This is a genomic window from Pseudomonas sp. BIGb0176, assembly GCF_024810175.1.
Taxonomy (GTDB): Bacteria; Pseudomonadota; Gammaproteobacteria; order Pseudomonadales; family Pseudomonadaceae; genus Aquipseudomonas; species Aquipseudomonas protegens.
Genome location: NZ_JANUEC010000002.1, coordinates 248,391 through 271,867, shown reverse-complemented (window position 1 = coordinate 271,867; position 23,477 = coordinate 248,391). Strand labels below are relative to the sequence as shown.

20 protein-coding genes are annotated in these 23,477 nt (G+C 56.8%); 15 read left to right on the top strand and 5 right to left on the bottom strand.

All coding sequences use genetic code 11. The features are described 5' to 3' along the window. Nucleotides 1-132 precede the first annotated feature (132 nt). Nucleotides 133-840, bottom strand: a complete 708-nt coding sequence (locus M2395_RS12000) for an autoinducer binding domain-containing protein (RefSeq protein WP_072451613.1) — start codon at nucleotides 838-840, stop codon at nucleotides 133-135. Between the two features lie 242 nt (nucleotides 841-1,082). Here M2395_RS12000 and M2395_RS11995 point away from each other — a divergent pair, with 242 nt between their 5' ends. From M2395_RS11995 to leuS, 13 genes are all read left to right on the top strand, one after another. Continuing rightward, the gene (locus M2395_RS11995) at nucleotides 1,083-2,114 is read left to right on the top strand and encodes a radical SAM protein (RefSeq protein WP_077933626.1); all 1,032 of its coding nucleotides are present in this window, start codon (nucleotides 1,083-1,085) and stop codon (nucleotides 2,112-2,114) included. Between the two features lie 36 nt (nucleotides 2,115-2,150). After that, nucleotides 2,151-4,106, top strand: coding sequence for a radical SAM protein (locus M2395_RS11990; RefSeq protein WP_141323324.1), 1,956 nt, complete (start codon nucleotides 2,151-2,153; stop codon nucleotides 4,104-4,106). After that, a complete protein-coding gene (locus tag M2395_RS11985; RefSeq protein WP_077933627.1) occupies nucleotides 4,096-5,286 on the top strand; it encodes a cupin-like domain-containing protein in 1,191 nt (396 codons plus the stop codon). The genes M2395_RS11990 and M2395_RS11985 overlap by 11 nt, the downstream gene beginning before the upstream one ends. Further along, nucleotides 5,283-6,686 (top strand): cytochrome P450, encoded by a 1,404-nt coding sequence (locus tag M2395_RS11980; RefSeq protein WP_221181923.1) that lies wholly within the window; start codon nucleotides 5,283-5,285, stop codon nucleotides 6,684-6,686. The genes M2395_RS11985 and M2395_RS11980 overlap by 4 nt, the downstream gene beginning before the upstream one ends. An 8-nt stretch (nucleotides 6,687-6,694) precedes the next feature. Then, on the top strand, nucleotides 6,695-7,063 hold the full coding sequence (locus M2395_RS11975; protein WP_072451611.1) for a hypothetical protein: 369 nt from the start codon (nucleotides 6,695-6,697) through the stop codon (nucleotides 7,061-7,063). Between the two features lie 5 nt (nucleotides 7,064-7,068). Continuing rightward, nucleotides 7,069-7,947 (top strand): ester cyclase, encoded by an 879-nt coding sequence (locus M2395_RS11970; RefSeq protein WP_072451610.1) that lies wholly within the window; start codon nucleotides 7,069-7,071, stop codon nucleotides 7,945-7,947. After that, nucleotides 7,944-8,588: a glutathione S-transferase family protein gene (locus tag M2395_RS11965; protein ID WP_077933628.1), complete on the top strand. Its 645-nt coding sequence runs from the start codon at nucleotides 7,944-7,946 to the stop codon at nucleotides 8,586-8,588. Before M2395_RS11970 ends, M2395_RS11965 begins: the two co-directional genes overlap by 4 nt. A 69-nt stretch (nucleotides 8,589-8,657) precedes the next feature. Continuing rightward, nucleotides 8,658-9,629 (top strand): RimK family alpha-L-glutamate ligase, encoded by a 972-nt coding sequence (locus tag M2395_RS11960; RefSeq protein ID WP_077933629.1) that lies wholly within the window; start codon nucleotides 8,658-8,660, stop codon nucleotides 9,627-9,629. Nucleotides 9,630-9,680: 51 nt separating this feature from the next. After that, on the top strand, nucleotides 9,681-10,472 hold the full coding sequence (locus M2395_RS11955; RefSeq protein ID WP_077933630.1) for a gamma-glutamyl-gamma-aminobutyrate hydrolase family protein: 792 nt from the start codon (nucleotides 9,681-9,683) through the stop codon (nucleotides 10,470-10,472). Then, entirely contained in the window at nucleotides 10,462-11,670 is a 1,209-nt protein-coding gene (locus M2395_RS11950) for a hypothetical protein (protein ID WP_053150007.1), read from the top strand. The genes M2395_RS11955 and M2395_RS11950 overlap by 11 nt, the downstream gene beginning before the upstream one ends. 45 nt (nucleotides 11,671-11,715) lie before the next feature. Then, a complete protein-coding gene (locus M2395_RS11945) occupies nucleotides 11,716-12,927 on the top strand; it encodes an aminotransferase class V-fold PLP-dependent enzyme (RefSeq protein ID WP_052914315.1) in 1,212 nt (403 codons plus the stop codon). A 15-nt stretch (nucleotides 12,928-12,942) separates the two neighbouring features. Further along, nucleotides 12,943-14,307: a glutamate-cysteine ligase family protein gene (locus tag M2395_RS11940; protein WP_053150011.1), complete on the top strand. Its 1,365-nt coding sequence runs from the start codon at nucleotides 12,943-12,945 to the stop codon at nucleotides 14,305-14,307. A 90-nt stretch (nucleotides 14,308-14,397) separates the two neighbouring features. Further along, a complete protein-coding gene (gene leuS, locus M2395_RS11935; protein ID WP_053150016.1) occupies nucleotides 14,398-17,187 on the top strand; it encodes a leucine--tRNA ligase in 2,790 nt (929 codons plus the stop codon). 73 nt (nucleotides 17,188-17,260) lie between these two features. Here the strand turns inward: leuS and M2395_RS11930 are convergent, their stop codons facing one another. Next, nucleotides 17,261-18,007 carry a 3-oxoacyl-ACP reductase family protein gene (locus tag M2395_RS11930; RefSeq protein WP_077933632.1) on the bottom strand — a complete coding sequence of 249 codons (747 nt, stop codon included), beginning with the start codon at nucleotides 18,005-18,007 and terminating at the stop codon, nucleotides 17,261-17,263. Nucleotides 18,008-18,130: 123 nt separating this feature from the next. Here M2395_RS11930 and M2395_RS11925 point away from each other — a divergent pair, with 123 nt between their 5' ends. After that, nucleotides 18,131-19,054 (top strand): LysR family transcriptional regulator, encoded by a 924-nt coding sequence (locus tag M2395_RS11925; protein WP_047336124.1) that lies wholly within the window; start codon nucleotides 18,131-18,133, stop codon nucleotides 19,052-19,054. Nucleotides 19,055-19,090: 36 nt separating this feature from the next. On the opposite strand, the gene M2395_RS11920 is transcribed toward M2395_RS11925, so the two are convergent. The 3 genes from M2395_RS11920 to M2395_RS11910 form a co-directional block, all read right to left on the bottom strand. Beyond that, nucleotides 19,091-19,819, bottom strand: a complete 729-nt coding sequence (locus M2395_RS11920) for an aspartate/glutamate racemase family protein (RefSeq protein ID WP_047336125.1) — start codon at nucleotides 19,817-19,819, stop codon at nucleotides 19,091-19,093. 54 nt (nucleotides 19,820-19,873) lie between these two features. After that, on the bottom strand, nucleotides 19,874-21,415 hold the full coding sequence (locus tag M2395_RS11915; protein ID WP_077933633.1) for an NCS1 family nucleobase:cation symporter-1: 1,542 nt from the start codon (nucleotides 21,413-21,415) through the stop codon (nucleotides 19,874-19,876). 488 nt (nucleotides 21,416-21,903) lie between these two features. Then, nucleotides 21,904-22,638: a phosphoadenylyl-sulfate reductase gene (locus M2395_RS11910; RefSeq protein WP_011060174.1), complete on the bottom strand. Its 735-nt coding sequence runs from the start codon at nucleotides 22,636-22,638 to the stop codon at nucleotides 21,904-21,906. Between the two features lie 175 nt (nucleotides 22,639-22,813). On the opposite strand from M2395_RS11910, the gene thrH reads away from it, so the two are divergent. Further along, nucleotides 22,814-23,431, top strand: a complete 618-nt coding sequence (gene thrH, locus M2395_RS11905; RefSeq protein ID WP_011060175.1) for a bifunctional phosphoserine phosphatase/homoserine phosphotransferase ThrH — start codon at nucleotides 22,814-22,816, stop codon at nucleotides 23,429-23,431. Nucleotides 23,432-23,477: the final 46 nt, after the last annotated feature.

The following is a 23,477-nucleotide window of genomic DNA, read 5'->3' as shown; positions in this document are numbered from 1 at the left end:
GGAGGTATGGGCAGCCGGCGCCAGCATGGCTCAAGAGCAGAAGGGTTCCTGAGGCTGAGGTGCAAAAGGGGAATGTGAAGGCAGAGAAAGTTTTCGGTTTGGGTTTGTTTTATTATTTTCTATTATTGTTATTTAGATCAGTAGTCCTGTGAGGAAGGCTTGGACAACGGCCGCAGTTTTATTGGCAGCACTTAGTTTTAGAATGGAGTTCTTGATATGAAAGTTTACCGTGTTTTCTGAAATGGCCAGCAAGCAGGATATTTCAAATGAGGTCTTCCCGCTGCCGGTCCACTTTAGAACTTCTTTCTCACGGGAGGTCAGCTTAACTTCGTAGGGGTTGGCAAGACGTGTGCTGATCCGGTTTGAAAGTGTGATGTGAGCCACACTTACCAGCCAGCGCATTTTTATTTCGTTGGCATCCAGTTCCTGGCGGGTGATGGGTTGTGACGATCGACTGAGTGATAGCATGCTGGCTGCACCGGCAGCATTGGTACTTGACTGCGACCATCCAACTTTAAGTCCAGCTGCCCGTGCTTCTTCCCAAAATACAGGTGCTTCGCGAAACACCGCGTCCTCCCATATGATCGGTGCCTGGGATTGTCTACCTTGCGCCACTACTGGATCAGTGGCCAGGTAGTTTTCAGTGTCGTAGCGCCTCTGCCATTGGCGAGGATAGTTGTTGAACATCACGACTTTCTCCTCGGGAAAAATCACCTGTAGCCCGTAAGCACAGTACTCGAACTCAAGCGTTGTAGCCGCATCTTGAATCCGCTTGACTATTTGAGCTTCGGAAAGTTTCAGGTCCGTTATCATCAGTAAGTCATCTTGCCAGCTTTTCATAAATACCCTCCTTGTATAGTCACCTTTCGTACTGCGGTGACATCGAGTTGCGTCGCGAATCTGACCAGTTCTACGATGGAAATCAAGTTTATAAATATGAAACATGCGTAGATGTAAGTTTGGCGTCAGAAAAAAGATGTGGCAATGGGCGCTTGCCAGCAACTTGTTCGATGGCGTCTTGCCGGAATAGAAAGAGTAAAGACTTCGTCTCGCTGAGTACCTACCAATAGTGGTAGTTACAGATGAGCGGTAATGTCTCTAGATTGTTGAAGGACGGACGGGCTGCGCTGTTTGAACGCGCCGGCAGTCTAGATGAGCTCCACAGGGAATATAAAAATCAATGGAGAGAACTGCCCGTGCTTAAGAAGGTACTTGTCAATGTTGAGGCAACGCCATCGTGCCCAGCAGCATGCAGTATGTGCCCCCGCTCAGTGATCAAGGACTATGGTTTTATTTCGCTGGAGACCATGGATAAGATAGTTTCGCAGATAGACCCTTCCTACGTCTGGGAACTGGACTTGGCTGGCAGAGGGGAGCCGACCATTCATCCAGAGTTTCATGAGCTCTTGCGAATGATGCGTCGCTCCGGAGTCTTGACTGACGTGACAACAACGGCAGTCACTTTCAATCAGCGCAATATAGATGCCTGTGTACAAAACGTTGATGTCATCAGGCTGTCTGTCAGTTCTATTCAGAAAGAGGTTTTCGATAAGGTTCACATTGGCCTGAACCACGAGAAAATCTGGCGCAACATTGCCGCGTTGGCCGAGGCCGCGGCGGATAAGGTCATTGTCCATTTGACTGGCGGCCCGGCAATCTATAGCACATTGCCAGCGACCGTCGCACATTTGCGTAGCCTGGGTTTCAAGCGGATCTATCTGTTCCCGCTCTGGAACCGAGGGGGGGATATCAACGCCAAACTCGAAAGTGAATACCGTCAGAAACTTGTGCGCGAGTTGGGTTTGAACCTGTCTGAGAGCGAGTACAAAACAGGCATGGGCAAGGTCAAGTTCATGCTGAATGCCCTGCTGGGTACCCTTGAAAATAGAAATTTTTGTGCAATTGGCGATGGCAGCGTCAGTATCAGTTATACCGGCGAGATACTCGGTTGTTTCCAGGATTTTGGGCACGTATCAAATATTGGTCATATTGATGATGACAACCTGAAGAAGATTGTGAAAAGCAGGGTGAAACAGTTGGGCAATATGGAGATTTGTCAGGGCTGTAATTCACGCAAGGCGGTTTTCAAGCTGCCAATGTTCTTGGCTAACTAAATAGCTTTCTGCACTGTTGTACAGGGATGACGCGCCGTGAGTATGCAGGAAACCGATTTCTTATTGCTGAATTGTTGTAACTTACCGTGGCGTCCGATATATCCGTATGCCTTTGTTCAGATTAGTGAGATTGCTCGGCGATTCGATATCAGGGTCACACGTATTGATTTGCTATACGTTGAACATTGGTACGAATATCTTAAAAACGTGATAAAGACCCAGCGTCCGAAGATGATTGGTATACATCTGCGGCAAGGGGACTCCCTTGATCTTTCCAATTATGATGCCGTAGATGGCGAGCCTGGGAATTACTTTAGAACCTATTACCCCGTTGAAGACAGCCGGCGCCTGATTCGCCTAGTGAGGGAGTTGACGGATGCACCTATCATCATGGGTGGCTTTGGTTTTACCACTCATGCCAGAAAGTTGGCTAACTATCTGGAAATCGATCTCGGCTTGCAGGGCTGTCCAGACGGCTTCTTTCGCTCCTTCAACGACACTCTCTCCGGCCGAAACCTGGGGGCTGTGCCTGGTCTGATTCACAAGAACGGGGCTGAGTACCTATATAACGATGTCGGTTTCTACAAGCCAGCCGAAGTGACCGAGTACCGGCTGGATATCGTTAACGAGATCAAGGCCTTTTACGGCCCGGCATTACAGTCGAAAACCCCACCGACCATTGCTGTAGAGGTTTCGCGTGGATGCCCGTTCCAGTGCTATTTTTGTGTTGAACCTGACGTCAAGGGCAAGCGGATTGACAAGCGTAATCTGGATGTGGTCGAAGCCGACCTGGAGTTTCTATTAAAAAACGATCTCTATGACTTCTGGTTTATCTGCTCTGAACTGAATATCGGTGGTGCTGGTTTCGCCTTGGAGCTGGCCGAGCGGGTGATTCGTCTTAATGAGCGTTATAAGAAGCGCCAGATTAAATGGTCAGGATATTCGCTGCCTTCGCTGGGTCACGATGAGCTGAAGACGATGATGCGTGCCGGTTACACCGGCGCCATGAACGATATTCTTTCGTTGGACGAAGATAACCTGAAGCGGGCGAAGGTGCCGTACAAGAGAGAGCAGGCCGTTACCTTTCTCAAAAGCCTGTCTTCGATACGTGCGGAAATTCATGAGGAAAGAACGCGAAAGCTGGAAGAGCAGGCGAAGTTTACCGCCAGTGCGCCAATTGAGTACTCCAATCTCATCTCGTTCTTTCTGGGGAATGCGCATGCGGACAGATACACCATTGCTCGCACATTGGCATTTCTCGAAGAAAGTGGACTGACAAACAAGTACGAGGCGGGGTATGTGATTCCCAGTACTCGGGTATTTGGAATAGGTCGGACTCAGGGTTTTGTTGCAAGTGATACCACTTACTCCTTTGGTCGTGATGGTGTTATCGCCACGGACTCCAAATGGCCGACCTTTCATTTTCCAGAGTTTCTGGTAAGTGCTCTGGGAGATCGAGAACGGATATACAGTTTTTTCAACTACGTCTCCAACACCCTGATGTGCCAGGCTCATCGCAAAGATAAGTCGTTCAGCCAATTTATAGCGCTCTATCTGGAGCAACATCTTGATGACTGCTCGGCGTATTGGACGGACTTGGCAAAATTGCTTGGCAGGGATGACCAGGGGCGACTCTTGCCCAGCGACATCAAGGCTTTGCTGAGTCGTGAGGCAACTGATGACAGAGCATTGCAGGAAGATGTTTATCACGCTTGGCTGCTTGAGTTGTTTGGGCGAAATTCAAGCAGCATTCAGCCGGTTATATCATTTTTCGGTAAACAGCACTTTTCCGGTGTGAAGCCTGTATCCAGTGACTATGTGTTCACGCAGTTGTTTTATGCGCGTTTCTCCAATGCTGGAGAGTGGATTAAACTTGCAGAACATCTAGCACCTGATAGCAAAGGTTATGCCGCGCTGTTTGTGCGGTATATCGAGTATGCAATAGGTCTTGTATTCAGGCACGAATATAAGGATCTGTTGTTTGAGCTTTGATCTGGCCTGGCAGGGAGCCTATGCAATGTTGGCAAATGCAGTTTCCAACCTTCGATTGATCGAGACATTGAGTGAAAAAGTTCCTGCCTGGGCACTTCGTGGCCTGCAAGGGAGCTATCACTGGCAACTTGAGTCTGGAGTTCATCTGGGCTGTATGGAAGTTTCTGAAACACTGAGCTGGTCGTTTGCCGCGCAGGAGTACCAACCACGCGCCACTATCGTGCTCAGTGATATGACTCTCCAGGCTTTGGCAAACAAGGTCGATGATCCGCTGACGCTGTTCAATACCGGGAAGTTGTTGATTAGCGCAGACAACGACCACTCCGCTATTTCTGTCGATGTGATGAAGCTGTTGAATTTTATTTTCAACAATGCCTTGGTTGACACTCAGCGCATTGCTCAACTGGGGATCCGTAGCACTCAAGGAAAGGATTTTCCGTTTTGCCAGGTGATCGCTGATGAAAGGGATATCGAACCTTATTTACGTCGTGGAGAACCGGTCATTGTGCGCAATGCGGCAGTTTCATGGCCGATCTTCTCGATGCCTGTCGGGCATATAGTCAATCGGGTGGGTAACTTGGATGTGAGTCTTCTTCTTGAAGAATACGATCTGGAAAATGCTCAGCCACCCAAGTACCGGAAAACCTCGTTTGCGGAATATGTAGAGTCTTTATATGCCGTACAAGCGTCTGCCAGCGGTTATATGGCGGCCAATACCGTACCGCCTGCGTTGGACGATACCTACTGTTTTCCGAGTGTTTTCGCGCGCGAGGTATTCAATACACCAAGATGGTGGATAGGCCCTGCCAGTACCGGGCTGAGATTGCATCGGGATATGGTGGATAACTTTCTGGTGCAATTGAAAGGGCGCAAAAAAATACGTCTTTTTGCTCCAAGTGAAACAAAATTTCTCTACCCGGCCAGTGTCGGTGGGAATTTGATGTATGAGCCCAGTCGCGTGGATCCGGAAAACTACCTGGCTGAGAAGTTTCCGGATTATCAACAATCGGTATCCACTGTTTGCGAGCTTCGGCCTGGCGATATGTTGTATTTGCCGGCCGGTTGGTGGCACCACGTCCTGAATCTGGAAGTGTCCTGGTCGCTTAACTTCTTTGCTGTAAATGGTGAGCCAAGAGTCTTATCTGTAAATCGTGATAACTATGAGAGTGTCCAGCTATGAGTAATTTGAAAGACTTGAGGAAGGGCGATTTGCCGCAAGCGACGGAAGCGGCACTCCTGGTTGATTCTGGCTTTGATGTGGTACCGGGCAGCGATGATGTTTCTCCCGAGTTCAATGACCCTTCCTACATGTTGAAGGACCCCCTGGGCCTGACCACGCGGGCGTTGGAAAAGTACGGGAATATTGTTTACCTGCGGGGCATCAACGGCTATCTCATCGCCGATGCGCCCTTTATCGAAAGCATGCTGATTGGTGACGAGCGGTTTTTTTCCAAAAGCGCCGAGACCATGGAAAAGATCAGCCCGGCTATTGGCAATGGGCTGTCGACGCTGATCGGAGACGAATGGAAGCGTCAGCGCAAGATCGCCAATCCTTCTTTCAGCAAGCGCAGCGTTGACGCTTTCGGCAACGTATTTCACGAATGCATCAACGAGATGTTCGATGAGTGGGATGCTCGGTCCGAAGGTGTTCTCGATGCAACTCAGGAGATGAAAAAGCTAACCCTGCGGATTGTCATCAAGTGTCTGTTCTCCACGGACATTCTGCGTTTTTCCAGTGATGTCACCGCGGCCCTTGAGGTCTTGCAGGAGTATTCGCTGCTGAAGTTGTGGTCGCCGGCGAGCATCAGCGCCACCGATGAGCAGGCGTATGAGAACGCCAAGAAGAAAATCGACGCGATCATCTACACCATCATCCACGATCGTCGTCAGAACAAGACGGTCCAGCACAACGACCTGTTATCGATGTACATGTCTGCGGTGTACGAAGACACCGGGGAGGGGATGACGGATATCCAACTCCGGCATGAAGTCATGAACCTGTTTCTGGCCGGTCATGAAACCACCGCGAACGGCGTGGCATTCGCCCTCTATCTACTGGCGAACAACTCACGAGAACAACAGAAGCTGCATGAGGAAGTCGAGGCTGAACTCGGCAATGCACTCTGCACCCTGGAAGATTTGAAGCGCCTCGATTACACCGACTGGGTATTCAAGGAGTCCCTCAGGCTCTATCCGTCTTCCTGGGGCATGAGCCGAGTGGTGCTGGAAGACTATCAGTACAAGAACTATCTGTTTCCCAAGGGCGCGGACTTCATCGTTGCCCAGTGGGGCCTGCATCGCAATCCGGAATATTGGCAAGAGCCTTTGAAGTTTGACCCGGAACGCTTTGCACCGGAACGCATCAAGCATGTGCACAAGTATGCCTACCTGCCGTTTGGCGCGGGCGCTCGAAAGTGCATCGGCATCCATCTGGCCGAGGGCGAGGGGAAGACGATTCTGGTGCGTATTGCGCAACGTTATGAGTTGCGCGCAGTGAATGGGAATGAACCGACATTGAAAGCCCGGTTGTTCATGACTTCCGAACCGGGCGTGTGCCTAGAGTTTATCAAGCGCAACTGAGGTGTTTTATGCAGACCATTGCTTTTGCGGTGCCTTTACCCGGTGACAAGAAAGAGCGTTTCCTGAAGTTTGCCCAGTTGATCCGCAATGAACGCAATGCCGATTTTCGCCAGTTTCTGGAGCGCCTCGATACGGTTGAGGAGAACTGGTTCCTGCAGCCTTTTGGCGAGATGGAGCTTTTTATCTGTTATTTGGCGGCGCCAGATTTGAATGCGGCATTCGCAAAGTTGGCGAGCTCCCAGCATCCCTTTGACAAGTGGATAAAGCAGGAAAACAAGGAAATCTTTGGCATGGACTTCGAGTCCCCCAGTGATGACCCGATGCCTGAAGTACTGCTGCAGTGCAAAGTTGAACCCATTCATTCACAAAGTTGGTAATAAAGATGAGCCTAACCTTATTTCGTGAGAGCTATCTGACTGCGGTCCGTACTAAAGACTACAAGTCTTTGGCATCTTTGTACGCGGCAGATGCCATTCGCAAATCTCCCGGACAGCCTGACCGCATCGGCGTGATGCAGATCCTCGAGCACTACCAGGAGTGGCAGGGCACGTTCGCCGACATGCAACTGGCCGACCGCATCCTGTTTCTCAAGGACAATGTGCTCATCGCCGTGTGGGGCTGGAAGGGGCGGCACGTCCAGGCCTACATGGGCGTTGAGCCGAGCAACAAGGAGGTTGGCCTGATCGCCGCCAGCCTGTTCTGGTTCGACAGTGATTTCCGCGTGACCAAGGAGCACACCTACGAGGACCCCTACACCCTGCTGATTCAGCTCGGCGTGATCAACGATCAGGGGCGCAGCGTGCCGTCACTGACCGAGCCGTGCGAGATCTATGACTGCAAGACGCTGAAGCCGCGCTTCGAGAACCTGGCCAAGATGCGCCACTACAACGAGCTGCTGCTGAGCAAGCAGTTGGAGCCGTGGCTCGACTGCATGAGCGACGACATCGAATGGGATGACCAGATGGTCCCCGGGTTGGCCGTGGGCAAGGACCATTCGCGGGACGACTTCGTGATGCTGGCCGAAGCCTTCCCCGATGCCTCCATCAACATGACCAACATGTGGTCGGTAGGGGACTTCGTGATTCACCAGGGGATCTTCACCGCGACGCACAAGGGGCCTCTCAAAGGTATTCCGGCGTCCAACCGGGTGGTCAACGTGGACAACATGGATATTGCCTACTTTGACGGCAATGTGATCCGCAAGGGCTGGACCTTCGGCAATACCCTGGACATGGGGTCGCAAATGGGGATGGGTAAATGACTGCGCGCCGCATGAAGTTGATCGGCAACGAAAACAGCGCCTGCACCCGCAGTGTGCTGATGGTTCTGAAGGAAAAGAACACGCCGGTGGAGTTTGTCAGCATCGACCTGGGGACCGGTGCGCACAAGTCGGACGAGCACTTGAGTCTTAACCCGTTCGGCAAGGTTCCGGTGCTGATCCACGGTGACCTGACCCTTTATGAGTCGCAGGCTATCAACCGTTATCTGGAGGCGATCCTACCCGGTATTTCGTTGATTCCGCAGGGCCGGCAAGACATTGCGCGGATGGATCAGTGGCTCAGCGTGGACTCCAGCTATTTCACGCCCCAGGCCTATACCCTGGTTTGGCAAAAGCTGTTCCTGCCCATGTACGGCGGACAGACTGACCAGGCGGTGGTTAAGGAGGCCGAGGAGAAGTTGAACGCCATCTACGCCGCCATGGATCGCGCCATTGGCGAGGAGGGGCGATTCCTGGTGGGGGACTCGCTGTCCCTGGCCGACCTGGCGTTTGTCCAGTACACCGATTACATCCTTAAAGCGCAGAGCGAAAGCATCGTATTCAACTATGAGAACGTTCGTCGCTGGTGGTATGGCCTGACTCAGCGCGAGTCTTACAAAGACCCGCTCTCGGTCATTCTCTGAATCATGCATGGCGTGCCACGGCACGCCATGCCCACCCTCGGTAGCAGATAGCAACACGGAGATTGTGCGATGAGCACTTCAGCCAGAAGTCGTCGTTCGGTAGTGCTGTGGATGTATGAAAACGACAACGGCCATATTCCCAAGCAAATGCTTCGTGAGTTGCTTGAGGAAAAAGGCTTTGTGGTTTTTTCCGATTTCGACATGCGCCAATGCCATGTCATTTCCGGGAAGGTCTATACCGCCTGTGGGCGCTGCCTCAGTGAGTTCGATGCCCTGTTTCATATGAACGCCGATGAGCAGTCGCCGTATCAGGCCGATATTCTTCGGGCGTTGCAAGACGGTGGCGTAGTGGTGGTGAACGAGTGTGTTTCATTCTTCAACTGTCGCGATAAGTTCAAGGCCAACCAGCTGTTGCGCATGCATGGAGTGAACGTACCCGACTCCGCCTTGTTGGGTAGCCAGATTGATGATGCGGTCATTCACCAACTCTTTGCGCGCTGGGGCAGCCTGGTCTACAAGCCCCGCTCGGGCCATGGGGCCGTGGGCGTGATGCGCTTTGTGGAGGCTGAACAGTTCATCGACTTCATCCAGGCGACGGCGCACTTTCTCGGTGATTACTACGTTGAGCAATACATCGAGTTTGGCGATTACGATTGTCGGGTCGAGATCTTCAACGGCGAGTTGATGGGCGGCTACAGCCGCAAGAAGAAACACAGCTTCAAGACCAACATTTCCGCGGGCGGTGAAATGACGCCGCGCATCCTGGGGGGCGAAGTTGAAGTTGCGCTCAAGGCCGCCCAGGTGTTGGGAATCAATGGGACGATCGTCGACATGGTGCAGTCGACCGCCGACCGCAAGTTCTATGTCCTTGAGGTCAATCCCTTGCTGGGCATCTTCGTCGAATCGGCCATGCGTGCCGGCACCAAGATGCCCGATACCGAGCCGGACCAGCGTTACTCCTATGACCGACTGAAGCTGGACTCGATTGCCAGCTACCTCGATGCGCTGCCTGCGCGCCAGTCACTGACGCCGACGCCATGAAGCCTGGGCACTGCGCGTAGGCGCTGTGCAGGTACCTATTCAGGGAATTGAATGATGCAGCCCGTTATTCTCATCAGCGCCGCACGCCAGCGGCTGGCTATCAATCACTCCGCTGCCTTGGCGATGAATGTTCTCAATTGCAGTTTCACCGAGCTGCTGATCAGCCTGGGCTGTGTTCCGCTGGTGGTGGTGCCGGGGATGCCCGTTGAGGCGTTGGAGCGCCTGTTCGCCATGGCCGATGGACTGTTGCTGGGCTCCGGTCAGGACCTTTGTCCGAGCCATTACGGCGAGGATTGCGAGGTCAGCTATTCGGCGCAGGTATCAGGGGTTGGCGAGCCTTACAAGCGGCCGCTGATGCTCAGTCCCGACAAGGATCGTGACGTACTGGAGTTGGCCTTGTACCGGCAGGCCAGGTCACGACAGCTACCGATTCTCGGCGTTTGCCGAGGCCTGCAATTGATCAACGTTGCCGAAGGCGGCTCGCTGTATCAGGAGATCCCCGATCGAGGGGTCGAGCACGGGATCGACCCCGATGGCTGGATCAACTATCACCCTGTGGACGTCGACCCGCAGAGCCGGCTCTATCGGATTATCGACAAGCGCAGTTTCAGCGTTTCGTCGGTGCACCACCAGGCGATCAAGCGCCTGGCGCCAGGCTTGAGAGCCTGCGCGAGGGCTGCCGATGGGGTGATCGAGGCGGTCGAGCTGGCCAGTCACGAGCATTTCGTCCTGGGGCTGCAGGGGCATATAGAAAAGACCCTGCTCAATCATCCCGAGCACCTGCAGATATGGAAAACATTCGCCAGTGAGGCTGCCACAAGGAGTCGGCAACATGTCAATTGAACACTTCCAGGTGCCCCTTTATCAGCCTTTGATGAAGCGCCTCGATTTATTCTTCAAGGCGGGCGACCCCGCCGGTATTCCGCTGCTGGACAAGAAGGCAATCATTTCCGGGTTTCCTGGAAACTTCATGACCCAGGCGATGCGTGTCGGCATCGAGGGCGGCGATGTGGAGTTCGCCAATACCTCCGGGAGCAGCTCCCAGATTCTCCAGATCATTCGCTACAAGGGCTGGTGGGGACGTGAGTTCACGCGCGCCTATCAGCGGGTGGCGGACATGGTTGGTTATTCGATGGAGCATGACAGGAAAGCAGTACTGACGACGGCGGCCTGTTCCGCGGTGTCGTGCTTTCTTGACGACCCGGACTACCAGCAGCGCATCCACAATGGGGTGCTGAGCCTCAATACGCATCCGGACCCTACGCGCTGGACGCTCACCGATATCCAGCGCATTGATGCGGAACTGCGGATGTTTGCGCCAAAGCTTCTGGAGATAGATCCGACCTATCTCGCGATCTTCCTGAGCAAGCGTGCGCAGTACCGGATTACTGAGCCTCTGTACATCCCTGACTACATCGCAGCTTCCTACGAGTACATGACCGCCAATGTTCGCCGGCTCATCGAGAGCGCCTATGGTTTGCCGGTTCTGAGCATGTATGGCTCGACGGAGCTGGGCGTACTGTTCATGCAGAACCGCAGTGGCACTTTCGTCCGTTGTGGCCACGACACATTGGTCGAACTCAAACCGTACCTGGCCCGGCGCAATCTGTTCGAGTTGATTGTCACGTCCTGGAAAAACCCGCTGATGCCTTTGTTGCGCTATGCCACCGGGGATCTTGTCGAAGTGCCGGAAGGTGAGTGGTCGAATAGGGTCTTCGGCGCCGTGGATGACATTCCTTTGCTGAAGCTGCATGGCCGTATCAGGGACTGCCTGGTGACCGATGATGGGGAGCTCAAGACCCTCGCCGATCTTGATGAGCTGTTCGCCGTTTCCGCGCCTTGGGTCCGGCAGTATCAACTGCAGGTGACCGAGCACAAGGTCACGCTGTTTTACGTTTCCGATGTCCCGGAATACGACGCCGACCTGCCGGCCGTTGAGCGGTGCCTGCGTGGCTGGTTTGGCCGCATGCGTACTGTTGAATCAATGGCCGTTCCAAGCATTGCGCCACAAGCCTCGGGAAAGTTCGCGATTATCAAATAGCGGGTCCGTGAAGAGTCGTCCCTCAATAAAAAAAGAGAGAATGTTATGCAAGCCTTGGATGTGAAATGCATGGTGTTGCCGGATGCGCGCAGTGACTTTCCGTTCTTTCGGGATAATCAGCGGATCTACCTGGACAGTTCATCCACCTCGTTGAAACCCGCGTCGGTGATCAGCGCCATCACTGATTTTTACCTGCATGCCGGTAGCAATGTCGGGCGCTCCAATCATCAGTATGCTCAGTTGTCCACCCAACTGTTTGAGTCGTCGCGCAACAAGCTGGCCTGCTTTCTGGGGTGCAGCGCCGATGAAGTGGTCTTTACCGCCAATTGCACGGACTCGATCAATCTGCTCGCCCATGGGCTGGCGTTGGGCAATGGCGACCATGTCGTGGTTTCGCCCCTGGAGCACCATTCCAATCTCCTGCCCTGGTTGTCCAGGTGTCGAGTCACGGTTGCCCGTCTGGATCAGAACGGTTGTATCGACCTGGATCATCTGGATTCGTTGCTCGCCGCCGATCCGGCCCGTCTGGTCGCGGTCTGCCACGCATCGAATGTCACCGGCAACGTGCAACCCGTCAGGCAGATCTGTCAGATCGCCCGGGCACGGGGGGCGTTGAGCCTGCTGGACGCGGCGCAGACCGTTGGCCATATCCCGGTCAATGTCGGGCAGATCGGTTGTGATTTTCTCGCCCTTTCCGGGCACAAGATGTTCGGCCCCTCGGGGGTTGGCGTGCTGTACATGCGGCGTGATCTGCAGGCGTCGATGCAGAGCTATCGCTATGGTGGCGGCATGGTCAACAAAGTGGGGCAGGGTGATGTCAGTTATCAATCCGGCCCCGGTCGGTTCGAGGCCGGCACGCCGAACATTGAAGGGGCCATCGGGCTGGGGGCGGCGGTCGACTATATAAACAGCTTGGGCGGGCAGTGGGTTCAAGACCACGATGAGGATCTGGAGCGCTATTTCCTGTCGCAGATTCAATCGGTGCGCAATATTGAAATCGCCTTCCCCATCGGGCCGCAGCACCTGCCGATTTTTCCTCTGGTTGCCGTCGGCAAGGTGGATATCGGATTTGTCTCGCGGATTCTTTCCGATCGTTACGACATTGCACTGAGTTCCGGCTACCAGTGCAACCAGCCGCTCTACCGCAACAGTGGAATTAATGGCGCCTTGCGGGTCTCGATGCATCTTTACAACAGTCGCAAAGATATCGACACGTTAGTGATGGCACTCACTGATCTCCAGGATCTGCTGGCTTAGTAGGAGGAAATCAATATGGCCGCTGAATTGCTGGAAGTATTGGGCGCAAGAGCCATCACCAAGGAAGATTGTATTGCCTATTTTCATCGGCATATCAAACGCCGGACTTCGGCATTGATCGGACTTGAATACGAGTTGATCCTGATTGATAAGGCGACTTCCCTGAGTGTGCCGTTTTTTGGCTTGCGCAGCCTGTCGAGCATCTTCAAGGGCTTGCTGGGATACGGCTACTCGCCCGTTTATGACGATGGCTTGATCATCGGTTTGAGGCGCGGCGGCACGGTCATCAGCCTGGAGCCTGGTGGCCAGGTGGAGTTCTCTTCATCGGCGTTGCGTCTGGTGTCCGATGTTGTGATCGAACTCGAAGTGTTTCTGCGGGAACTGGATCGGGTCTGCCAGGGCCTGGCCATTTCGTTGCTGCCCATCGGTTATCGGCCCTACGGGGGCGTGGCGTCGGTGGCGACGGTGCCGCGTACTCGCTACTTGCACATGATGCCTATCCTGGAAAAGGTCTCGGGGGCCTCGGCCGGGCAGAAGATGACGGCCTCGATGCAGATTTCCGTCGACTACTTCTCCGAGCAGCATGCGGGCAAGTTGTTGCAGTTGGGGGTTGCCTGTCAGCCTTACATCGTCGCCTTGTTCGCCAACTCTCCGTACTTTTCGGCGGTCACCAGCCGCTATAAGAGTCATCGGATGCATGCCTGGACCCAATTCGATCAACAACGCTCCGGGATTCCCGAGTTCATGTTGCGCGCACACTTCAGCGCCCATGCCTTTGAGCACTATGTTGACTGGGCCCTGGAGAAACCACTGCTGTTCATTCAGCGTGAAGGGCAGTTGATCCACATGAACGACCTGAGTTTTCGCGACTACATGCGCCTGGGGGCTGCCTCGGGCGCTGCCACGCTTCAGGATTGGATCATGCATCTGGGTACCCTCTACCCTGAGGCCCGGCTGAAGAACATTGTCGAGTTTCGCTCGGCCGATACCTGTGCACCTCACTTCGCCGCTTCACTCGCGGCCTTCTGGAAGGGCCTGGCCTATAGCGAAGAGGCGCTTGATGCCGCGTTGGACATGCTCGGCGCGCAGGCGCCTTCCGAGTTGAATCGCAAGTATGCCCAGGCGGCGGAGTTCGGCATGGCCGGGGTCGATGGGGCGGGAAACTCGCTGGCCGAAGGGATTGGACGCCTGGTCGGGCTGGCCGCCCAGGGGTTGCAGTATCAGGGAGCATCCAAGCTTGAGAGCGGTTATCTGCAAGCGCTGAACGAGATGATCGCAACTGGGCAATCTGCGGCAGATCTAATGCTCAACAAGGGTGTACCTATATGCTTGGGCGCAAACCCGAAAACAGCTTATTCGAACATTAAATGCGTCTCCTAAAGCAATCTGCCGCGCGTTGCGAATGGTAGTCGACTGTAATATATTCCGCCCTCGTAAATGAGTGCGTGCGGCATTTTTCAGGAGTTGTTCATGAAGACGGAAAGTATCAGGAAGATAGAAGATAAATGGCTCGCTCGCTGGGAAAATGAAAAGCATTACTCCGTTGAACTAGATACTTCTCTGCCTAAATATTATTGCCTTGACATGTTTCCTTATCCTTCGGGTGCCGGTCTGCATGTTGGGCATCCGCGCGGATATATTGCGACTGACGTATATAGTCGTTTTAAACGAATGGCCGGTTTCAATGTTTTGCATCCCATGGGTTTCGACTCTTTCGGATTACCCGCGGAACAGTATGCAATCGAAACCGGACAGCACCCAAGAGTAACCACTGACAAGAACATTGCCACGTTCAAGTCGCAGTTGAGAAAACTGGGTTTCTGTTATGACCCGGACCGCGAGATCAAGACTTCCGATGCTCAGTACTATCACTGGACGCAGTGGATATTCTCCCAACTGTTCGACAGTTGGTTCTGCCTCGATACCCACCAGGCCCAGCCTGTCGATACCCTGATCCAGCGTTTTGAACAATCCGGCAATGCCGGGGTGAATGCCTGGTCTGATTCGCGGACCACAACCATCAGCGCGCAACAGTGGGCCGCTTTCTCGCCTTTGCAGCAGTCGGAGTTCCTGATGAACTACCGATTGGCGTATCGCGCCGACTCTTATGTGAACTGGTGCCCGGCCCTGGGCACGGTGCTGGCCAACGACGAAATCAAGGACGGTTTTTCCGAGCGGGGTGGCCACCCGGTTCAGAAAAAGATGATGAAGCAGTGGATGCTGCGGATTTCCGCCTATGCCGACCGCCTGCTGGAGGGGCTCGATAGCCTGGATTGGCCGGAAGCCTTGAAGGACATGCAGCGCAACTGGATCGGCAAATCCCAGGGCGCGGAAATTGATTTCCAGGTGCGTGATTCGCAGACCGCGATCAAGGTCTTTACCACCCGCCCCGATACGCTGTATGGCGCGACGTTCCTGGTGCTGGCGCCTGAGCATGATGCCGTCGAGGCAATCACCTCAGCGCCTCTCAAGCTTGCAGTGGCCAATTACCGCGAAGAAGCGGCCTTGCGCTCCGAGCGCGAACGGATGGCCAAGGCCGAGCGGATCACCGGCCAGTTCACCGGCGCCTACGCCGTCCACCCCTTGACCGGCGAAAACCTGCCGATCTGGATTGCCGACTACGTCCTGGCCGATTACGGCACGGGCGCCATCATGGCGGTACCTTCCGGAGACCAACGGGATTTCAACTTTGCCCAGGCCTTCGATCTGCCCGTGGTGCATATCTATGAGGGGGCAGAGCAGGCCGCCAAGCCGTTCCTGATCAATGAAGGCCGCCTGATCAACTCTCAGGAAGCCACGGGCATGCTGCGTGCCGAGGCCACCGAGTGGATTCTGCAGCGCCTGGTGGCGACCGGAACCGCCAAGCGCACCTTCAATTACCGCATCCGCGATGCGATTTTTGGCCGCCAGCGCTATTGGGGCGAGCCGATCCCGGTGTACTACGACGAGCAGGGCATTGCTCGCGTGGTTCCCGAGCAGGACCTGCCGGTGACCCTGCCCGATATCGAGGCCTTCCTGCCGACCAGCGAGGGTGAGCCCCCCTTGGAGCGAGCCAGTAGCTGGCGCTACCGCGGCTTTAAGTATGAAACCACCACCATGCCCGGTTGGGCCGGGTCGAGCTGGTACTTCCTCAGGTACATGGATCCGACCAACAGCCATGAGCCCGTGTCGAAGGAGGCGCTGGCCTACTGGCAGGCCGTGGATCTGTATGTCGGCGGATCCGAGCATGCCACCGGCCACCTGCTGTACTCGCGCTTCTGGACGCATTTCCTCAAGGATCGCGGCTTGCTGAGTTTTTCCGAACCCTTCAAGCGGGTCCTGTGCCAAGGCATGATCCTCGGCGTCTCGGCGATCATCTATCGGGACAAGGCGACCCATGAATTCGTCTCCGCCGATCTCAAGGACGGGCGGGACGTTCAGCCGCTGTATGTCGATATCAGCATGGTGAATGACAAGAACCAGGTGGATATCGACGCTCTTCGCACATGGCGCCAGACCTACACCGAAGGCACGTTTGTCTGCTCCAAGGGCGTGTTCCTGTGTGATCGCCTGTCGGAAAAGATGTCCAAGTCCAAGTACAACGTGGTCAACCCCGATGACCTGATCGAGGTCTACGGGGCCGATACCTTCCGCCTGCATGAAATGTTCCTCGGGCCGATCGACCAGACCGCCATCTGGTCGACGCAATCCATCGATGGCCCGCACAAGTTCCTGCAGAAGGTCTGGCGCCTGTTTCTGGACGAGGAGGGCGCGGTGATCGTGGATGACCTTGAGCCCGGCGACGAGGAACTCAAGGCGGTGCACACGGCGATTGCCAAGGTGGGGCGTGCCACCGAGGATATGTCCTACAACACTGCGATTGCCGCTCTGATGATCTGCGTGAACCAGCTCAGCGTCTTGCAGTGCCATAAGCGTGGTGTGCTGGAGCTGTTGCTCAAGCTGTTGCACCCCTATGCGCCGTTCATTACTGAAGAGCTGTGGTCCGAGGCGCTGGGGCACTCGCGGTCGATCCTTGATTGCGGCTATCCCGTCGCCGACGAAAGTGTGCTGTATGAGGCGCAGTTTGAATGCCCGGTCTCCATCAATGGCAAGTTGCGGACTCGCATCATGCTGCAGCGGGGGATGACGGAAGAGGCGGTGAAGGCTCAGGTGCTGGAGGATGCAACGGTGCAGCGCTGGCTGTCTGGCGGGCGCTTGCTGAAGTTCATCTTTGTGCCTGATCGAATCATCAACATCGTATGCGCCGCGAACCCTGATTGATCCTGCGCACCGGTTGCACGCCGGCCGGGCCGGGGCGTAGAGCCCCGGCCCGGCTTTTTTATGCGGGTGAGGATCAGGCGCCGAAGCCACCGTCGATAGTCAGGCTGGCGCCGGTGATGTAGCCCGCTTCGGCACTGGCCAGGTAGGCGACGAAACCGGCGACTTCCTCGGCATGGCCATAACGGCGGATAGCCATCAGGTTCATCAGGCTCGCGGCGAAGTCACTGTCCGCCGGGTTCATGTCGGTGTCCACCGGGCCGGGCTGGACGTTGTTGATGGTGATGCCCCGCGGGCCCAGGTCCCGGGCCAGGCCCTTGGTCAGGCCCACCAGTGCGGCTTTGCTCATGGCGTAGGGGCCGCCACCGGCGAAGGGCATGCGGTCGGCGTTGGTGCTGCCGATGTTGATGATGCGCCCACCTTCGCCCATGTGTCGTGCGGCTTCCTGGGTGGCGATGAATACGCTGCGCACGTTGATCGCCAGGGTCTGGTCGAAGTCCTCCAGCTTGAACTCGCCCAAGGGTGCGATGGCCAGCACCCCGGCGTTGTTGACCAGGATATCGAGGCGGCCAAAGGTCTTGACGCTGTCGTTCACTGCTCGGCGGATGGCCTCGGCGTCGGCGCTGTCGGCGTGGATCGCCAGGGCCTTGCCACCCTTGGCGATGATGCTGTCCTGCAGGGCCTGGGCCTTGCTCGCCGAACTGACGTAGGTAAAGGCAACGCTGGCGCCTTCTGCCGCCAAGCGCTCGACAATGGCTGCGCCAATGCCACGGGAACCGCCTTGGATCAAGGCTACTTTGCCGCTGAGGTCATATGTGCTCATGTGCTTCTCCAGAGATTCAAGGCCGGGTGCCTTGTGCTTGGAGCGAGTATCTGCCGCTGGTTAGCCTCTGAGTAGCCGGTAATCCCTATACTCTGTGTAAACCAGAAGTTTAGAGTGGCTCTTATGGAAGCCTTCAGCAGTATCGAATGTTTTGTCCGCAGCGCTGAAGTCGGCAGCTTTGCCGAGGCGGCGCGGCGGCTCGGGCTGACCCCGGCGGCGGTGGGCAAGAGCGTGGCCAAGCTGGAAACCCGGGTTGGTGTGCGCCTGTTCCAGCGCAGTACCCGGCGCCTGACCCTGACCGAGGCCGGCCACCTGTTCCTCGCGGAAGTCGCCGACAGCCTGCAGACCATCCAGAACGCGGTCAGCACCCTGGCCGATGCCCAGGGGCGCCCGGCGGGGACGCTCAAGGTCAGCATGGGTACAGTGTTCGGCGGGCTGTACATAGTGCCGATGCTCGGCGCCTTTTTGCGCCGCTACCCGGATATTCATCCCGACTGGCATTTCGACAACCGCCAGGTGGACCTGATCGGCCAAGGTTTCGATGCGGCCATTGGCGGCGGTTTCGAATTGCCCCAGGGAGTGGTCGCCCGGCGACTGTCACCGGCTCACCGGGTGCTGGTGGCAAGTGCCGATTACCTGCGGGGGCGGGCACCGATCAACGGGCCCGAAGACCTGCGGCATTGCCGGGGGATTCTTATCCGCTCCCCCCAGACCGGGCGCATCCGCACCTGGCAGATGACCGGTCGGGGAGGGCTGATGTGCCCGCTGGAGCTCAAGGCCAGCATGACCATGAGCGATTCCGAGGCCGCCTGCATCGCCGCGGCCCAAGGGCTGGGCCTGGCCTTGGTGAGCATGCCGTTTGCCGTCAATTACCTGCGTTCCGGGGCCTTGCAACGGGTGCTGCCGGACTGGTACGTGGACGATGGCTTTACCTCGATCTACTACGCCGAGCACAAGATGCTCCCGGGCAAGACGCGGGCTTTTGTCGACTTCGTCATTGAGCAGTTCGCCGAGCAAGGCCTGGCTCAGGCCTTCAGCGCCTTGTAGGAACCGGCCTGTCGACGACTCTAGGTACCGCCGGCCTCAGCGCCCCGCCCGCAAGGGCCAGCCCAGCACTCGCTTGGGCCGGGGCGTGGCATAGGTGCGTACCTTGGAGGTGGATAGCCCCAGACGCACCAGGGACTCGGCAATGGTCACTGCTGCCGTTACTCCGTCCACCACCGGCACCCCGGTGCGCTGGCGAATCTGTTCATCCAGGCCGGCCATGCCGCCGCAGCCCAGGCAGATGACTTCGGCCTTGTCCTCGGTCACCGCCCGTTCGGCCTGGCGCACGATGGCTTCCACGGCGCGCAGCGGGTCTTCCTCCAGCTCCAGTACCGCCAGGCCGCTGGCCCGCACCGAGGTGCAGCGGTCATAAAGGCCGGAGAGCTTGAGCCGGTCTTCAATCAGCGGCACGGTGCGGTCCAGGGTGGTGACCACCGAGTAGGCGTGGCCAAGGAACAGGGCAGTGCTGGCGGCGGCGTCGGTGATGTCCACCACTGGCACGTTCAGCAGTTCCTGCAAGCCTTCGCGGCCGTGCTCGCCGTAGCCGGCCTGGATCACCGCGTCATAGGGCTGGTCGTAGGCCAGCACCCGGTCCATTACGGCGATGGCCGCCAGGTAGCTTTCGAAGTTGCCTTCCACCGATTCGGCGCCGAAGTAGGGAGTCAGGCCGATGATCTCGGTACCCGGCGCTGCCACGCTTTGTGCCTGATGGGCGATGGCCTGGGTAATGGAGTCGGTGGTGTTGACGTTGACCACGAGAATTCGCATGAGGGTTCCTTGCAGGTTGGGCAGTTCAGGCCCGGCGCGCCGGGCCGGGCAGGTTCAATGGCTGACGTTGTCCACGGCGATGCTTTCGCCGCTGACGTCCGCGTAGCCGGGTTGGCGCTTGGCGATGATCAGGTAGAGCATGCCGGCGATGCCGGCGCCGATCAGCCAGGAGAATGGCGAGACACTGGCAAAACCTGGCACCAGGGCCAGCACGATGGCGATCAGCGCCGCGGGAATAAAGGCCGCCACTGCCCGCAGGTTGACCCCGCGGCTGTAGAAATAGGCGCCTTGCGGGTCTTCGCTATAGAGCTGCGGCACGTTGACCTGGGCTTTGCGCAGGATCCAGTAGTCCACCATGATCACCCCGTACAGCGGGCCGAGCAGGGCGCCCAGGCCGGAGAGGAAATACACGATCACCAGCGGGCTGTTGTACAGGTTCCACGGCAGGATCAGCACCGCCAGCGCCGCGCTGATCAGCCCGGCGCGGCGGAAGGTCAGGTACTTGGGCGCCAGGTTGCTGAGGACGAAGGCCGGGGCGACGAAGTTGGCCATGATGTTCACCGCCACGGTCACGATCAGAAAGGCCAGGCAGCCCAGGACCAGGAACAGTGTGTTGGGGATCGAGGCGATGATCTGGGTCGGGCTTTCGATGACCCGGCCATTGATCTGGAACTGCGCGCCGCACAGCAGCACGGTGATGGTGGCGAACACCAGGATGTTCACCGGCAGGCCCCAGAAGTTGCCGACCTTGATGGTCTTGCGGCACGGCGAGGAGCGGGCGAAGTCGCAGAAGTTGAGGATCAGGGTGCCGTAGATTGCCAGCCACAGGGCGCCGCCGGCGAAGATCTGCCGCCACATTTCGCCGCCGGTCAGAGGTTCGCGGATCGACCAGGCGATCTGCCCGTCGGCCTGGGTGTACATCCAGGCGGCCAGGCAGGCCACGGTCAGCAGGATGATCGGCCCGGCGAAGGCTTCGTAGCGCCGGATCATTTCCATGCCATAGGCGAGGATCGCCAGTTGCACCAGCCAGATCACCAGGAAGCAGGCCCAGCCCAGGGTCGAGAGGCCGAGGATCGAGTTGTGGTCGTAATCGGCGAAGCCCGGATGGATGGCCGTGAGCAGCACGCGAAACACCACCGAGGCCAGGTAGGTCTGGATGCCGAACCAGGCGATGGCGATCACCGCCCGGATGAGTGCCGGAATCTGCGCGCCATGGATGCCGAAGCTGATGCGGCTGATCACCGGGAACGGCACCCCGGTCTTCTGCCCCATGTAGCCGGACAGGTTCATGAAGAAATACACCAGCGCCGCGCCTATCCCCAGGGACAGCAGGATCTGCCAGCCGCCCAGGCCCAGGGCGTAGAGGCCGATGGCGAAGGAGTAGTTGGCGATGTTGTGCACATCGTTGGTCCACAAGGCGAAGATGCTGTAGCCACCCCAGCGCCGGCCTTCGACCTTGGTCGGTGCCAGGTCGCGGTTGTGCAGGCGTGGGCTGAGCGCGATGGGGGCCGCATCGGCGACCGGTTGTTGGACGTTGTGCGAATGCAGCGAGGAGGGCAGATCCAGTGCGATGTTGTTGGAAGGGCTGGTACGCATTCCGGCATGCTCCTGACTCCGGCCCTGGATGACTGTGCTTGAGCGAGGGGGCTCGACAATCTTCGTCACAGGGGAGGAATCACTGGGTTCGGGGCATCTGCAGCTTGAGTCGTGGGTCAGGCGTGCGGACGGTTAGTGTATGTATGTTTTGGTTTTTTTGTATACAAAACATAAATCCACTAAAGCCACTTCTGTGCCAATTTCACGACTATGAAATTGGCTGCTGATTTCGTTTTGTTATGGGTTATTCCTAACCTTCTGAAAAGACGAGATTAAAATTTGACCGTTTGAACAGGTATTTATTTTTCGCCAGGCACGGCTTGGCGCCCAATGGATATCGGCGCAGGAAAGGCTTGTAACCTTTTGGGGCGGGGAATCTTTGAAGTGCACACAAAAATGGCACCGACGGTGACATTCTTGTGTACAGGTTTTGCTGCGGGTTGGCTTTCAGTGCGGGCGTCCTTCAGGCGCGCCCGCAGGGAAGGGGGTCAGGCTTTGCTGATGATGTTGCCGGCGTGCAAGCCGCATTCTTTCTGGGTGGCTTCCTCCCACCACCAGCGGCCTTCGCGCTCGTGCTGGTTGGGCAGTACCGGGCGGGTGCAGGGCTCGCAGCCGATGCTGATGAAGCCGCGTTCATGCAGGCTGTTGTAGGGCAGTTCGAGCATGCGGATGTAACCCCAGATCTCCTCGCTGCTCATTTGTGCCAGTGGGTTGAACTTGTACAGGGTGCGCTCCGGCGTGGAGAAGGCTGTGTCGACTTCCAGCACCGCCACCTGGCTGCGGGTACCCGGGCTCTGATCACGGCGCTGGCCGGTGGCCCAGGCGCTGACGGTGGACAGCTTGCGCCGCAGCGGTTCGATCTTGCGGATACCGCAGCACTCGCCATGGCCGTCCTTATAGAAGCTGAACAGGCCCTTTTCCTTGACGAAGGGTTCGAGCTTGCTGTGGTCCGGCGAGATCAGCTCGATCTGGATCTTGTAGTGTTCACGCACCTGATCGATGAAACGGTAGGTTTCCGGGTGCAGGCGGCCGGTATCCAGGCTGAACACCTTGACGTTCTTGTTCAGCTTCCAGGCCATGTCCACCAGCACCACGTCCTCGGCGCCGCTGAAGGAAATCCACAGGTCATCGCCGAACTGGGCAAAGGCCAGCTTGAGAATGTCCTGGGCAGACTTGTTGGCATAGGTCGCGGCGAGTTCAGCGACGTCGAACGATGGGGTCATCAGGGCGGTTTCCTACAGGTCGGTGGCGCTGTGCGCTCTATAGGGGGGCGATCTTAACAAAATCCACACCGCCCTGGCGCGCTCCTCTGCGTTGCGCCTGTGCAGGCGAATCGCTAGAGTTCGGCAGTCCTTTTGCTCGCTCAATTTAAATAATCAGAACCAATGGGAGTGTCTTGTGGAAATTGCCTGTCTCGATCTGGAAGGTGTACTGGTCCCGGAAATCTGGATCGCCTTTGCCGAAAAAACCGGGATTGAATCCCTCAAGGCAACCACCCGGGATATTCCCGACTACGACGTGCTGATGAAACAGCGCCTGCGGATTCTCGACGAACACGGCCTGAAGCTTTCGGACATCCAGGAAGTGATCGCCACCCTCAAGCCACTGGACGGCGCGGTGGAATTCGTCAACTGGCTGCGCGAGCGCTTCCAGGTGGTGATCCTTTCCGACACCTTCTATGAATTTTCCCAGCCCCTGATGCGCCAGCTGGGCTTTCCGACCCTGCTTTGCCACCGCCTGATCACCGATGACGGCGGCCGGGTGACCGGCTATCAGTTGCGCCAGAAAGACCCCAAGCGTCAGTCGGTGCTGGCCTTCAAGAGCCTGTACTACCGGGTGATTGCGGCGGGGGATTCCTACAACGACACGACGATGCTCGGTGAGGCGGATGCTGGCATCCTGTTCCACGCCCCGGACAACGTGATCCGCGAGTTCCCGCAGTTCCCGGCGGTGCACAGCTTTGCCGAGCTGAAGCAGGAGTTCATCAAGGCTTCCAATCGTCCCCTGAGCTTGTAAACCGGTTCGCCGGCGAAGAGACCCTTGGATTTTTCACAAATCCTGC